This is a genomic window from Streptomyces sp. JNUCC 64 (assembly GCF_054484115.1).
In genome coordinates this window covers 211,978-227,785 of record NZ_CM137015.1, presented here as the reverse complement: position 1 = coordinate 227,785, position 15,808 = coordinate 211,978, and the positions used below count along the sequence as shown (strand labels likewise).

General features: G+C 75.2%; 4 protein-coding genes. All 4 read left to right on the top strand.

Annotated features, from left to right (window positions below; translation table 11 throughout):
* Window positions 1–60 precede the first annotated feature (60 nt).
* The 4 genes from ACVWNX_RS00875 (at window position 61) to ACVWNX_RS00860 (ending at window position 15,671) form a co-directional block, all read left to right on the top strand.
* Window positions 61–1,173 (top strand): alkene reductase, encoded by a 1,113-nt coding sequence (locus tag ACVWNX_RS00875; protein WP_454411897.1) that lies wholly within the window; start codon window positions 61–63, stop codon window positions 1,171–1,173.
* Window positions 1,174–2,147: 974 nt separating this feature from the next.
* Complete coding sequence (locus ACVWNX_RS00870; protein WP_454411896.1) at window positions 2,148–12,131, top strand: HAD-IIIC family phosphatase; 9,984 nt, start codon at window positions 2,148–2,150, stop codon at window positions 12,129–12,131.
* Complete coding sequence (locus tag ACVWNX_RS00865; RefSeq protein WP_454411895.1) at window positions 12,124–14,598, top strand: thioester reductase domain-containing protein; 2,475 nt, start codon at window positions 12,124–12,126, stop codon at window positions 14,596–14,598. Before ACVWNX_RS00870 ends, ACVWNX_RS00865 begins: the two co-directional genes overlap by 8 nt.
* Window positions 14,595–15,671, top strand: coding sequence for an alpha/beta hydrolase (locus ACVWNX_RS00860; protein ID WP_454411894.1), 1,077 nt, complete (start codon window positions 14,595–14,597; stop codon window positions 15,669–15,671). The genes ACVWNX_RS00865 and ACVWNX_RS00860 overlap by 4 nt, the downstream gene beginning before the upstream one ends.
* The last annotated feature ends 137 nt before the right edge of the window (window positions 15,672–15,808 follow it).

Genomic DNA, 15,808 nt, shown 5'->3' with positions numbered 1-15,808 from the left:
CCACCAGCGACCCGCGAGGCGGGGACCCCCGCCTCCACGAGACACGGAAGGACGACACCCGTGCACGCGCCCACCGCCCTCTTCGAGCCCGTCCGGCTCGGCGGCCTCACCCTCCCCAACCGCATGGTCATGGCCCCGATGAGCCGGGCCCGCGCGGACGCCGACGGCACTCCCGGCCCGCTGATGGCCCACTACTACGCCCAGCGCGCCACGGCCGGGCTGATCGTCGCCGAAGGCACCCATCCGGCCGCCGCCGGGGCCGTCGGCCCCGACGCCCCCGGGCTGTTCACCGATGCCCATCAGCACGGCTGGGCCCGGGTCGCCACCGGGGTCCACGCCGCGGGCGGGCGCGTCTTCCTCCAGCTCATGCACGCCGGACGGCTGGCCCACCCCGGCTTCCTGCCCGAGGGCGTCCGGCCGGTCGCGCCCTCGGCCGTGGCCGCCGACACCCTCGTCCACACCCCCGGCGGCCGGGCGCCCGCCGTCACCCCGACCGCGCTCACCGACCGGGGGATACGGGAACTGGTCGACGACTTCGCGCGCGCCGCCCGCCGGGCGGTCGCCGCCGGACTCGACGGGGTGGAGATCCACGCCGCCAACGGCTATCTGCTGCACCAGTTCCTCGCGGACGACGCCAACCTGCGCACCGACCGCTGGGGCGGCTCCACCGAAGGCCGGGTCCGCCTCGTCGTCGAGACCACCCGTGCCGTCGCCGAGGCCGTCGGACCCCACCGGGTCGGGGTGCGGATCTCCCCGTCCCATCCCTTCGGCGGTCTGACGGAGCGCGACCCCTACGGGACCTACACGACGCTCGTCCGTGCCCTCGCACCGCTCGGGATCGCCTATCTCCACCACGGCGAGACCGGTACGGAACTCGACGCGGCGATCCGGGAGTCATGGCCCACGGTGCTCATGGTCACCCCGCTCCCGGCCGACCGGGACAAGCCGGAGGCCGTCGCGCGTTCCCTCGCCCGGGGCGCGGACCTGGTCTCCTTCGGGCGGGACTTCCTCGCCAACCCCGACCTGGTCAGCCGCTGCCGCGTCGGCGCCGACCTCAACGCGGTGCGACCGGACGGCTTCTACGGCGGTGGCGCGGCGGGCTACACCGACTACCCCTCCCTGGACCCGGTGCACCCGGCCCCGGTCACCCGCCGCCGATCCGGACGGCGGTGACTGTTTCAGGATCGTGTCGGCGTGAACGAGGACCTCGAAGCGGACGACCGGTGCGCGTACGCTGCCCCTGTCGTGCTCGCCGGGTCGATGGAGACCGCGAGCACCGGTCCCGACCGAGTGCCGAGCCCGACCCCACCGGGGACCACCGTCCCGTCGCTTGGAGGCGCATGGCCGCGACGCACCGCCCCCGGTGCCGCCGCACCGAACCCCCACGGTGAGGGGCGGCCCCGGTAGCCCGGATTCCCGCCGTTCCGGTGTGCCCGGTGGAACCGCCGGAAAGGCGAACGGTTCGCCGTGGTGCGAGGGGATCGGATTCCCCTGCCGTCCGTCGTGCGGCACAGCCCTTTTCCGCCGGGCGGAGCGCGGAATTCCCGTTCCCGGGTAGCCGCTGGTTTCCCTTGCCGGTAGGCAGGGGTATTCATGCCGCCTTGCGCGTCTGCCGGGAACGGCCGTCGCTGTTCCTGGACCTGCCCGGCCGGTGATGCCTGGGAATCCATCGGGGAATACCCGGCCGCAGCCGTACGCGTGCCGGGTCCCCGGCCTGCCCGCACACCATCGCGGCGTGGCGAATCCGCTGTTCAGTCGCTGTTCAGCCGTTGGTCGACCGGGCCCGCTCCGGGTCCGGTGCGACCGTGCCGGACCGGTCCGCGCCGCTTCCGGCAGGGAAAGGGGGCGGCCCCGGACTTCCGGACTTTCCTTGGTTGGCTGGAAAGAGAATGCGCCCGTCCGGAACGTGTCACTTTCAGCTTTCGCCGCCCGTGTGTTAATCCCCGGAGCGTCGGAAAATTTTGATGATCGCCAACGATTGCGCCCTTTCCAGAACTGTGGATAGCGTCTGATCGACATCGCAGCGGGTGTCGTCAGTCGTGTCTGTTCATTCGAGTACGAGCTCGGGCGGGAGGCCCTCTGTGTGCGCTCTGCGGGATGAGTCATCGGCCGGTACCACGCCGCTGGCAGAGGAGACGGCGGCCGACTTGTCCGGGAGTCCGGACGGCGGTCCCGACGGGAGTCCGGACGGAAGCCCCGGCGGCGGCGGTCCCTCCTCCGACCCGGTCACCTGGGTGCTCGCCGGGGCCGACCCCGGACGGCTGCGGGCCCGGGCGGCACAGCTGGAGACCTTCCTGACCGGGCGGACCGACTGGTCGCCACGGGACGTCGCCGCCGCGCTGGCGGACCGGGCCCGGAACGCCGGCGGGCACCGCGCCGCGGTGACCGCCGCCGGACGCGAGGAACTCCTCGCCGGGCTGACCGCGGTGCGGCTCGGCCGCACCGCGCCCCAGTCGCTGCGTGGCGCGGCGGGCGCGGGCCGGGCCGTCTTCGTGTTCCCCGGACAGGGACCGCAGTGGCCGGGGATGGCCCGGACCCTGGCGGAGGCCAGCCCGGTGTTCCGGGCCAGGCTGGACGACTGCGCCCAGGCCCTGGAGCCGTTCCTCGACTGGCCGTTGGACGCGGCGTTCCGGCCGGACTCGGCGGTCGGCCGCGAGCTGGACCGGGCGGACGTCGCCCAGCCCGCGCTGTTCGCGGTGATGGTGGCGCTGGCGGAACTGTGGAGCGCGAGCGGTGTGACCCCGGGGGCGGTGATCGGCCACAGCCTGGGCGAGGTCGCGGCCGCGGTGGTGGCCGGGGCGCTCTCCCTGGACGACGGGGCCCGGGTCGCGGCCCGCTGGAGCCAGGCACAGGCGACGCTGGCCGGGCAGGGCGACATGGTGTCCGTGATGGCGCCGGAAACCGACGTCGAACGGCTGCTCGGCCGCTGGGACGGCCGTCTGGTGGTGGCCGCGGTGAACAGTCCGGCCTCGGTCGTGGTGTCCGGCGACCGTGACGCCGCCGCCGAACTGCTCGGCCTGCTGCGGGAGGAGGGCGTCCGGGCCCGGAGGATCGCCGTCGGACTGGCCGCGCACTCACCGCACATCGACCGGATCCAGCCCCGGATGCGCGCGGACCTGGCCGGGCTGCGCGCCCAGCCGCCGACCGTGCCCTTCTACTCGTCCTTCCTGGGCGGGGCACTGGGGGACACCCCGCTGGACACCGACTACTGGTGCCGTGCGCTGCGCGGCACCGTGCGCTTCACCGACTCCGTCCGCGCCTGCCTCGCGGACCCGTGCGCGGTGCTGGTGGAGATCAGCCCGCACCCGGTGGTGACGGCCGCGCTGGACGAGATCTGCGCGTCCGTCGGCGCCGGGACCCGGGCGGTCGGCACCCTGCGCCGTGACGACGGCGGGCCCGACCGGTTCCACCGTTCCCTCGCCGAGGCCTATGTGGCCGGTGCCGACCCGGACTGGGCGACGGTGTTCCCGGGCGCCGACCGGCCGGTGCCGCTGCCCGATCCTCCGCCGGTCGCCCCGGAGTCCGCCCCGGCGGCGGGTCCCGAGGACGGTTCCGGCCCGCTTCCCGGGAACGAGGACGACGGACCACGGGCCGAACTGGGCCGGATGCCGTCCGCCGCGCGTCTGGACGCGCTGGTGGAGCTGATCCGCAGGGAGGTCGCCGGGGCGTCCGCGCGACGGTCGCCCATCGGCCCGGACCAGTCGCTGCACGAGTTCGGCTTCGACTCGGTCACCGCGGTCCAGGTCGGCAGACGCGTCGGCGAGGCCCTGGAGTTCGCGCTGCCGGCGACCGCGCTGTTCGACCACCCCACCCCGCGACGGCTGGCCGCCCATCTGGCCGCGCGGCTCTACGGGGACGGCCCGTCCCACCAGCACGCGGAACCGGTGGCGGACCCCGCGCCCGCCGACGCCGACGACCCGGTGGTCATCGTCGGCATGGGCTGCCGACTGCCCGGCGGCATCACCGACCCCGAGGGACTGTGGCGGCTGCTCGCCTCCGGCGGCGACGCCGTGACGGAGTTCCCCCGGGACCGGGGATGGGACACGGCCACCGCCTACGCCGACGGCCGGTACTACCAGCGCGAGGCCGGATTCCTGACCGGAGCCGACCGCTTCGACGCGGCCTTCTTCCGGATATCACCGCGCGAGGCCCAGGCCATGGACCCCCAGCAACGGCTCCTCCTGGAGACCGCCTGGGAGGCGTTGGAGCGGACGGGCATCGACCCCACCACGCTGAGCGGCACGCGCACCGGGGTGTTCGTCGGCGCGATGACCATGGAGTACGGGCCGGGCATGGACCAGGAGTCCCCGGCCGGGGGCTATCTGCTGACCGGACGCACCGGGAGCGTCCTGTCCGGTCGCCTCGCGTACACGCTCGGGCTGGAGGGCCCGGCCGTCACGGTGGACACCGCCTGCTCGTCCTCGCTGGTCGCCCTGCACCTGGCCGCCCGGTCGGTGCGGCTCGGCGAGAGCGAACTGGCGCTGGTCGGCGGGGTCACGGTGATGTCCACCCTGGGCATGCTGGTGGAGTTCAGCCAGTTGGGCGCGCTCGCCCCGGACGGCCGGTGCAAGGCGTTCTCCGCCTCCGCCGACGGCTTCGGCCTCGCCGAGGGCGTCACCACCCTGGTGGTGGAACGGCTGTCGCGGGCGCGCTGCCACGGCCACGAGGTCCTCGCGGTGCTGCGCGGCAGCGCGGTCAACCAGGACGGCGGCTCCAACGGCCTCACCGCGCCCAACGGCCTCGCGCAGCAGCGGGTCATCCGGCAGGCCCTGGCCGACGCGGGACTGTCCCCCGCCGAGGTGGACGCGGTCGAGGCGCACGGCACCGGGACCAGGCTCGGCGACCCGGTCGAGGCCGGGGCGCTGCTGGCCACCTACGGCCGGGGCCGCGCCGCCGACCGGCCCCTGCTGCTGGGCTCGGTCAAGTCCAACCTCGGGCACACCCAGGCGGCGGCGGGCGTCGTCGGCGTCATGAAGACCGTCCTGGCCCTGCGCGCGGGAACGCTGCCCGCCACCCTGCACGTGACCGAGCCCTCACCGGAGATCGACTGGGACCGGGGCCGGATGGCCCTGCTCACCGAGGCCGTGCCCTGGCCGGACACCGGCCGGTCACGGCGGGCCGGAGTGTCCTCCTTCGGCGTCAGCGGCACCAACGCCCATGTCGTGCTGGAACAGGCGCCGGTCAAGGACCTCGTGGCGGCGCCGCCCGCCGCGCCGGCCCCCGACGGGCCCGCCGTGGTGCCGTGGACGCTGACCGCCCGGACGGCCGCCGGACTGAGCGCGCAGGCCGACCGGCTGCTGGCCCGGGTCACCGGGGACGCCGGAGCCCGCCCGGTGGACATCGGGTACTCCCTGGCCACCGACCGGACGGTGTTCCCGCACCGCGCGGTGGTGGTGGGCCGCGACCGGACGGAACTGCTCTCCGGACTGCGGCGGCTGGCCCAGGGCGCGCCGGGACCCGCCGTGGTGACCGCCGACGCCCAGAGCCCCGCCGTGGTGACCGGGGTCGCCGCGCCCGACCCCCGGGTGGCCTTCGTCTTCCCCGGCCAGGGCACCCAGTGGACCGGCATGGGACGGGAACTGCTGGAGACCGTCCCGGTGTTCGCCGAGCGGATGGCCGAATGCGACGCGGCGCTGCGCGCGTACGTCGACTGGTCCCCCCTGGAGGTGCTGCGCGGCGTGGACGGCGCGCCCGGACTGGACCGGGTCGACGTGGTGCAGCCGGTGTCGTTCGCGGTCATGGTGTCGCTGGCCGCGGTGTGGCGCTCGCTCGGGGTGCGACCGGCCGCGGTCCTGGGCCACAGCCAGGGGGAGATCGCCGCGGCCTGCGTCGCGGGCGCGCTGACCCTGGACGACGCCGCCCGGGTGGTGGCGCTGCGCAGCTCCGCGCTGCGCGCCCTGGCGGGCCGGGGCGGCATGCTGTCGGTGCTGCTGCCGGTCGAGCGGGTGCGCGAACGCGTCGGCCGGTCCGACGGCCGGCTCTCCGTGGCCGCGGTCAACGGCCCCAGCTCGACCGTGATCTCCGGCGACACCGAGGCGGTGGACCGGGCGTTCGACGACTGGCGGCGGGAGGGCGTCCGGGTCCGGCGGATCGCCGTCGACTACGCCTCGCACTCCGCCCACGTGGAACGGATCGAAGCGGAGCTCGCCCGGCTGCTGGCGCCGGTCCGGCCGCGCGCCGCCGAGGTGCCGTTCCACTCCTCGGTGACCGGGGAGCCGCTGGCCGGTACCGCGCTGGACGCCGGGTACTGGTACCGCAACCTGCGGCGGACCGTGGAGTTCCAGGCCGCCACCGAGGCCCTGGCCCGGCACGGCGTGGGCGTCTTCCTCGAAGTGAGCACCCATCCGGTGCTCGCGGTCGGGATGCGGGAGACGCTCGACGCGCTGGGCGGCCGGACGGCCGTCCTCGACACCCTGCGGCGCGACGACGGCGGCCTCGACCGGCTCCTCACGGCCGCCGCCGAGGCGTTCGCGGCCGGTGCGCCGATCACCTGGGAACCCCTGCTCACCGGTGGCCGACGGATACCGCTGCCCACCTACCCCTTCGAACGGGAGCGCTACTGGCTGCCCGACGCGGCCGTCGACACCACCGGCCTCGACGCGGCCGGAGTCGCCCCGCTGGACCATCCGCTGCTGCGCGCGGTGGTGCCGCTGCCGCAGGACCAGGGCGCGGTGCTCACCGGCCGCCTCCGCCTCGACACCCACCCCTGGCTGGCCGACCACCGGGTCCGGGACGAGGCGCTGCTGCCGGGCGCGGCGTTCGTGGACCTCGCGCTGACCGCCGGTGCCGCACTCGACTGCCACCACGTACGCGAACTCACCCTGGAGGAACCCCTGGTCCTCACCGAGGGCGCCGGGGTACGGCTGCAGGTGCTGGTCGGCCCGGCGGACGGGACCGGCACCCGCCCCGTGACGGTGCACTCCACGCCCGACGCGCCCGGCTCCGCCGACGGGCCGGACCGCCCGGAGTGGACCCGGCACGCCGGCGGGCTGCTCACCGAGGGGGACGGGGAGCCCGTCCCGCCCGGCATGGCGGAACTGGCCGGGACCTGGCCGCCGGAACGCGCCGAACCGGTGGCGCTGGAGGACTTCTACCCGGAGCTGGAACGCTCACTGGGCCTCGGGTACGGACCCGCCTTCCAGGGGGTGACCGCCGTGTGGCGCCGGGACGACGAGGTCTTCGCCGAGGTCGCCCTGCCCGCCGACCGGGAGGCCGAGGCACCGCGCTTCCGGACGCATCCGGCGCTGCTCGACGCGGCGTTGCAGACCGGGTCGGTGAGCGGTCTGCTCGGCGGCACCGGGGCGGACGGCGCCACCCGGCTCCCGTTCGCCTGGACCGGGATCACCCTGTCCGCGCGGGGAGCGACGGCCCTGCGGGTCCGGATCGCCCTGGAGGGCGAGGGCACGGCGGCCGTCCAGCTGGCCGACCCGACCGGCGCCCCCGTCGCCTGGATCGACTCCCTGCTGATGCGCCCGGCCGCCCCCGGGCGGTCCGGTGGGGAACGCCCCGGCACGGGAACGCTGCTCGCGCTGGAGTGGACCGAACACCCGCTGCCCCAGGCCGGTCTCCCGGACGGCCTGGCACTGATCACCGGACCGGACGGCCCGACCGTGCCCGGCGTCGACGGGGCCCCGGCGCACCCCTCGGTCGAGGACCTGGTGACCGCCGTCCGCGCGGGCGCCCCGGTGCCCGACGTGGTGCTGCTGGACGTCCCCCCGCCGCAGGGCGGGGCGGACCCGGTGGCCGGGGCGCGCCGGTCGACCCACCGGGTGCTGCGTGACCTCGCGCGGTGGTCGGCCGAGGACGTGCTGGCCCCCGCCCGGCTGATCGTGCTCACCCGGTCCGCCGTCCACACCGGAACCAGGTCGGACCCGGCGCCGGACCTCGCGCACGCTCCGCTGTGGGGCCTGGTGCGGGCCGCCCAGGCGGAGAACCCGGGCCGGTTCGCCCTCCTCGACCTGGACCCGGCCACCGGCCCCGGGACACTGGCCGCCGCGATCGCGGCGGACGTCCCCCAACTCGCGGTCCGCGACGGTCGCGGATATCTGCCCCGGCTGCGGCCCGCCACCCCGGCCGTCCCGGTGGGGAACGGACCCGGCGGCCTCCCGGCGGACGCGCTGGCCACCGGAACGGTACTGATCACCGGCGGCACCGGCGGCCTCGGCCGGGAACTGGCCCGCCACCTCGTCCACCGGGGCGCCCGGCACCTGCTGCTGCTGTCCCGCTCCGGCGAACGGGCCGAAGGCGCCACGGACCTCCACGCGGAACTGACCGCGGCGGGCGCCCGGGTCGACGTCCGGGCCTGCGACGCCGGAGACCGGGAACAGCTCCGGGCCGCCTTGGCGGACATCCCGGCGGACCACCCGCTGACCGCCGTGATCCACGCGGCCGGGGTCCTCGACGACGGGCTGGTCCAGTCGCTCACCCCGGACCGGGTGGACACCGTGTGGCGGCCGAAGGTGGACGCGGGCTGGCACCTGCACCAACTGACCGAGGACGCCGACCTCACCGCGTTCGTGGTGTTCTCCTCCGTCTCCGGTGTGCTCGGCGGAGCCGGACAGGGCGGCTACGCGGCGGCGAACGTCTTCCTCGACGCCCTGACCCAGCGGCGCCGCGCCAGCGGACGACCGGGACTGTCGCTGGCCTGGGGCCTGTGGGAGGACCGCACCGGGATGACCGGCCGGGTCGCGGACCCGGACCTGGACTGGGTCCGCCGCGACGGACTGACGGCGCTGAGCACCGCCCAGGGCCTCGCCCTGTTCGACGCCGCGCTCCACCCCGGCCAGGCGCGTCCCGGACTCGGCCCGGTCGGCGCGGCCACCCTCGTCGCCGTCGGACTGGACCGGGCCGCGCTGCGCGCCGCCGACCCCCGACGGCTGCCCCCGCCACTGGCCGGTCTGCTGCCCCGGCCCCGCCGGATCGGCTCCGTCCCCGCCCCCGACCGGACCGCCCCCGGGGACCGGCCGCACGACCGCGCGACGGTGCTCGCCCTGCTGCGGGACCGGCTCGGCGCCGTCCTCGGCCACCCGGACGGTCTGCGCGACGACACCACCCCCCTGGTCGACCTGGGCCTGGACTCGGTCACCGCGATGCGCGCCCGCGCCCTGGTGGAGACGGACCTCGGGGTGAACCTCCCGGTCGCCCGGCTCCTCAACGGCGCCAACCTCGACGACCTCGCCGACCAGGTCCTCGCCGCCGCCCCGCGACCGGCCGGGGAGGAGACCGGGAAGCACCGCACCGAGCCCCCGACGACGGACCACGACGGCGCGCCCGTGGCGCGCCCGGCGACCCGGGACGTCCTGCGGCTGCTGCGCGCCGAACAGCAGGGCGTCCCGGGCGTCACCCACCACATCGGCTACGCGATCGGACTCGACGCCCCCACCACCCCCGGTGAACTGGCCGGAGTGCTGCGCGCGGTGGCCGCCCGGCACGCGGCGCTGCGCACCACGATCGTCCCCGACCCCGAACACGGCGCCCGGCTGCGGATCCAACCGGACCCGCCCGCCGGTCTGCTGCGCTGGTCCACCGTCGACACCGGGGTGGACGTCCAGGGGCGACTGCTGGACCTGCTGGCGAGCCCCTTCGACCTGGCCGAGGGCCCGCTCTGGCGCTTCGAGCTGCTGGCCGGCGCCGACGGCGGGCAGACCCTGGTCTACGGCGCCCACCACGCCGTGTCCGACGCCCCCTCGCTGGCGCTGGTCGCGGCCGAGGTCGGGGCCCTGCTCTCCGGGGCCGAACTCGACACCACCCGCACCGACCAGGACGTCGACGACCTGCTGAAGGCCCAGCCGCTGGAAGCGGCCGACCGCGACCCGGTGGCGGACGAGCGCCGGGAACAGTTCACCGGCTGCTCCCGGCTGGACCTCACCCTGACCGCCCCCCGGCCGGACACCCGCAGCTACCGCGCGGCCAGCCACTTCGTCACGGTGCCCGACGGGCTGTCCGAGCGGATCGCGCGGCGGGCCGGACGGCTCGGCATCACCCCGGCCGCGTTCTGGCTGGGCACCCTGACCGTCCTGCTCGCCCGGCTGCGCGGACGGCGGCGGTTCGCCCTCGCGGTGCCCGTGGACACCCGGGCGCAGATCGGCGCGGACCGGGCCGTCGGCTTCTTCGGCGTGCCCATCCCGTTCGCGGCCGAGGCCGCCCCGGACGAACCCGTCGAGGCGGTGCTGCGGCGGACCGACGCCCGGCTGCGCGGCGTGCTGGACCGGGGGGCGTCGTTCGTCGACGCCATGTCCACCCTGGTCGAACAGGGCCTGTACCGCGCGAACGCGCCCCTGATCGAGGTCTACTTCAACCACATCCGGGGCGGCTCCGCGCGGGGCCGGGGCCAGCGCTTCGTCCCGGTCGGCACCGGCCACTCCGATCTGGACCTGATGGTCACCGTCCTCGCCGACCTGGGGTACGTCCGCCTCGACCACAACACGGACATCATCGACGGGGAGGCGTGCGCCCGCCTCGGACGGGACTACCTCGACCTGCTCGCCGAGGTCGTCGAGGACCCCGGGGCGCCCGTCGTGCCCCCGCCGCCCGCCACCGGAACCCTCGCCGTCGCGGCCACCTTCACCCTCGGGAACCTGCCCGCGCTGCTGTCCTCGGCGACCGGTCTGTCCGTCGCCGAAGCCCCTTACCACCAGGCGCTGGCCAGCCTGCTCGACCCGGCCGGGGTGTTCGCCGCGCCGTCCGCCACGGCCGGGGCGCTGCTGCTGCGGGCCGTGGACTTCGCCCGGTTCGGCCCGCTGACCGACGAACTGCTGGACCAACTGGCCGAGGAGTACCCGGCCGCCGTCCAGGACCTGACCCGGCGCACCGGGACACCGCTGGTCGTCGGGTTCCCCCCGTCGGCCGGGGCGGACGACCGGACCCGCCGCTGGGAGCGGGAACTGGCGGTGCGGTTGCGCGCCCTCCCCGGCGTCGCGGTGCTCGACGGCGACGACTGGCACCGGATCGCCCGGGTGGAGGACCCCTTCGACGAACGCACCGACGCCGTCGCGCACCTGCCGTTCCCCGCGGAGTTCCAGGCGGTCCTCGCGCTCACCGTGGCCGACGCGCTCACCGCGGTCCGCCGGACCCCGCCCAAGGTGATCGCGGTCGACGGGGACGACACCCTGTGGGGCGGGGTCGCGGGCGAGAGCGGCCCGGAGAACGTGGAACTGGGCGGCGCCCGCGCCGAACTGGCCGAGCGGCTGGCGCTCTGGCGGGCCGCCGGGGTGCTGCTGGTGCTGGTGTCCAACAACGACGAGGACACCGTACGGGCCGTGCTGGACCGGCCGGAGAGCGTGCTGCGCGCCGAGCACTTCGCCGCCGTCTCCGCGCAGTGGGGACCCAAACCGGAGCGGCTGGCGGCGATCGCCGGGGAACTGCGGCTCGGCCTGGACAGCTTCCTGTTCCTCGACGACAACCCGGTGGAGATCGCCCGCATGCGGTCCGCGCTGCCCGAGGTGCTCTCCGTGACCTGCCCGCCCGGACCGGAGGTCGGCGCCTTCGTCCGGCGGCTCTGGCCCGCCGTGCCCCGCCCGGCGACCAAGGAGGACGCCGCCCGGGCCGAGTCCTACCGGCAGGAGCGGGTGCGCGACCGGGTGCGCGCGGAGCTGGGGTTCGCCGAGTTCCTGGAACGGCTGGAGCTGACGATGGACTTCCGGCCCCTCGCCCCCGGGACCACGGAACGGACCGTCCAGCTCAGCAGACGGACCAACCAGTTCAATCTGCGGCCCGCGCCGCTGGACGCCGGGGCGCTGGAGCGCGCGCGGCGGGACGGCGAGGTCTGGACGGTGTCGGCGCGCGACCGGTTCGGCGACTACGGACAGATCGCCGTCCTGGTGCTCCGCCCGGACGGCGCCGTCCTGGAGGTGGCCGCCTGGATGATGAGCTGCCGGGTGCTGGGCCGGGGCGCCGAGGAACGCGTCCTGCGCTGGCTGGCGGACCGCGCCGGGGAACGGGGCGCCGACGCGGTGCGCCTGGTCGCCGAGCGCACCCCGCGCAACGTCCCCGCCCGGCGGCTGGTGTCCGCGCTGGGCGGCGGGGACGTCGACGACGAGCGGTTGACGGTCCTGGCCACCCCGGCGGAACTCCGCGAGTTCACGTCCTGGGCCGTCGGCCGGGCGGAGGATGGGGAGGCTGACCATGGATGAGCCGGACGACAGGACCACGGCGCGGGAGCCGGGGATCGACCGCCGACGCGAGGGCGAACTGATCGAGACCGGGCTGACCGGGGCGGCGGCGGTGGCCGACCTCCTCGCCGGTCTGCGACAACGCCCCTCCCCGCCGGACGCGCCGGACGCGCCCGGCACCAGAGCCGGGCGGGACGCGCCGGACGGCCCCCACCCGACGGACGCGCCGGACGGCCCCCACGACCCGGACGGAACGAAGGCCGCCGCTTCCGGGTCCGGGCCCGGCGCCGGGGACGGCCGGTCCTGGGACCTGCCCGGGCTGGCCGAGGCCATCGGCGCCACGGCGTCCCGCCTCCTCGGCCACCGCACCCTCGGTACCGAGACGGACTTCTTCGACGCCGGGGCCTCCTCCCTGCACGCGGTCGAACTGGTCGCCGCGCTCGACCGCGAACTGGACGTCCGGATCAGCCTCGACGACGTGTTCGCCGACGGCAGGCCCCGACGGCTGGCCGAACGCTGGCTGCGCGCCACCGGCCGACCCGTCGCGACCGGTGGGGAACTGGTGGTGGCCGCGTCCCGCGCCCTGCTGCCGACCGCCCCGGTGGACGAGGAACTGGCCATGATCGCGGCCGATCTGTCCCGGGCGGACCTGCTGCCGTTCCGCCCGGAGCCGGTCCGCTCCGCGCCCCGGCGGGTGCTGCTGACCGGTGCCACCGGCTTCCTCGGCGGCCATCTGCTGCTGGACCTGCTGCGCCACGGCGACGCGCACGTGGTCTGTCTGGTCCGGGGCGAGGACGACAAGGCCGCCGAGGAACGCCTCGCCCGTTCGCTGGCCACCTTCGACCTGCCCTGGACTGGGGAGCTGCGCCGCCGGATCACCGTGCTCGCCGGGGACATCAGGGAACCCCGGCTGGGACTGACCGAGCGCCTCTGGGACGAACTCGCCCACGACCTGGACGCGATCGTCAACGTGGCCGCGGCCGTGGACTTCCTGCGGGGCTACCCCTCGCTGCGCTCCACCAACGTCCTCGGCCCGCTGACCCTGGCGGAACTGGCGATGACCGGCCCGCCGAAGCCGCTCCACCACGTCTCCTCGATCGCGGTGTTCAACGAGATCGGCATCGCCTCGATGGGCGAGGACGACCCGGTCGCGCACATCGACGGACTGGTCGCCGGGTACGACAAGTCGAAGTGGGCGGCCGAGGCGGTGCTGCGCCGGGCCAGGGAACGCGGGCTGACCGTGACGCTGCTGCGTCCGGGCGGCATCGCCGGGCACACCCAGACCGGCGCCTACAACCCGCAGGACCTCAGCTGCGGCTTCAACGCGGCGTTCTACCGCTACCGCACCGTCCCGGCCTTCCGGACCTTCAACTTCTCCTCGGTGGACTGGGTGAGCCGGATCTCCGCGGCGATCGTGTACGACCCGGACGCCTGGGGGCTGAACTACCACCTCGCCGGACGCCCCAACACCCTGCCCGAGCTGCTGCGGGACACACAGGTCGCCGGGATGAACATGCGGGTGATGGAGTGGGACGAGTGGCGGGCGGACTTCCTGGCCCGCTGGGAGGCCGACCCCGTTCCGCAACTGGAGTTCCTGGCGCGGGTGATGCGCAGCCCCACCGCGGTGAAGCTGTGCGAGGCGACCCTGCTCGGGCCCCCGGCCCGGGGCGAGCGCACCGAACGGTTCGCCGCCCGGCACGACCTTCCGGCCCCGTTCCGCTACGACGCGGCGGCGGGCCTGAAGAACTACGAACGCCTCGCCCGGGACGGGCTGATCGTGCTGCCCAGCCGCGAGGATCCGCCGCTGCTGTGGTTCCCCGAGACCATGCGCGGCAAGCTCGGCCCGGTCGGCGGGGTGCCCGACGCCCCGTGCCGGCTGCGGATGACGCTGTCGATCGCGAGCATGTACCAGCTCACCAAGAAGCGCGGCCACACCATCGACGTCCTGGGCGGTCAGCTGGACTGCCCCCAGGTGGGTGACCGGCCGCTGACCGTGGAGTCCGGTGAGATCGACATCCGCCCCGACGACGGGATGCCGCTCCCGTACGGCGAGTTCCATCCGCTGCTGCGCTACCGGCTGCGGTTGCGGGACGACGACGGGGGAGTGTGGTGGCTGGAGGGCTGGAAGACCGCCCGCCCCCACCACGACCTGTGGAAACAGGCCCGGACCCTGAGCGTCGAGATCGGCCGGGAGGGCGGACCCGCCGTGTTCGCCGGTCGGATCAAGGTGCGCTCCAAGAGCTATCTGCGGGAGCAGGTCGACGGGATCCGGGTCAACCCGAACCTGTCCCTCCAGGAGCAGCGGGTCGCCAAGGCGACCTGGCTGGCCTGGTTCGTCCCGGAGATGGTCAAGGGGCTGGCCGAGCCGTGGATGCGGGTCGCCGCGGACGTGCTGGACCTGCGCCGGGACGCGATCGACCGGCAGAACGACAAGGACCGTGCCCAGGACCGCAAGCGGATCAAGCGCAGGGAGAGGTGGCCCCGGTGACGCTCCGGAGACTGGACGCCCGACTGGACGACGCGGTGATCGAGGACGTCCCGTTCGCCGCCGAGGACGGCACCGCGCTGGGACTGTGCCGGATCACCCGGGACGACCTGCCCCGCCCGGCCGTGCTGCTGCTGCACGGGCACACCGCCTCGGCCGACATGTTCGTGCTGCCGGAGACCCGCAACCTCGTCGAGGCACTGCTGGACGCGGGGTACGAACCGTGGCTGCTGGACTGGCGCGGAAGCTGCCGTCTGCCGCACAACGAGGGCCGGGTCCGCTACAGCTACGACGACGTCGCGCTGTACGACATCCCCGGGGCGGTGCGTCACATCCGGGCGAGGATCGGCTCCCGGCGGCTGTTCGTGGTGGCGCACTGCATGGGCGCGCTGTCGCTGTCCATGAGCATGGCCGCCGGGCTGGTGCCGGGCCTGGCCGGGGTGGTCGCGCAGGGCGTGTTCCTGACGCCGAAGATGTCCTGGCCGGTGCGGACCCGGTTCCACTTCGCGGGGGAGCTGATGCGTTCCCGCTTCACCCATCTGCCCGTCGACATCAAGAAGGTCGGGCTGCGCTCCAAGTACACCCCGGTCTTCGCGCTGGCCTCGCTCGGCGCCGACTGCCCCGACCCCAACTGCCAGATGCTGCACAACTCCTCGTGGGGCTCCGGCGGATCGCTGTTCGAGCACGACAACCTGGACGTCCGCACCCATGACCGGCTCGCCGAGCTGTTCGGCTCGGTGCCGACCTGGATCCTGCCGCACATCCGGCGGATGGAGATGGCGCACGCGGTGCTCCGCTGGAACACCACCGACCACCGGTACCGCCAGCTGCCGGAGAACGCGGTGGAGCACGCCGACCGGATCGACTGCCCGGTCCTGCTGATGTCCGGCAGCAAGAACGGGATCTGGCAGGACTCCAACGAACTCTGCTACGACGTGCTGTCCCGCCGCCATCCCCACCTGGACGTGCGCTACCGGGAGATACCGTCCTACGGACACGTCGACACCTTCATCGGCCGGGGCGCCGCGCTCGACGTCTTCGGCCACATCGTCGACTTCCTCGACCAGCACCGCTGAGGCACCGGCGGTCCCGCCCCGTCCTCCGGCCTGGCCGGATGGGGCGGGGCGGGACGGAGGCGGCATTGACAGCCACCGGGATCGGGGCCACGGTGAGGAGTCTCCCGCGACCCGTGACCCGTGACCGTGTTGCCGTG

Excerpts from the sequence above, each read along its gene's own strand:
- ACVWNX_RS00865 (WP_454411895.1), top strand. The coding sequence starts at position 12,124 with ATGGATGAGCCGGACGACAGGACCACGGCGCGGGAGCCGGGGATCGAC.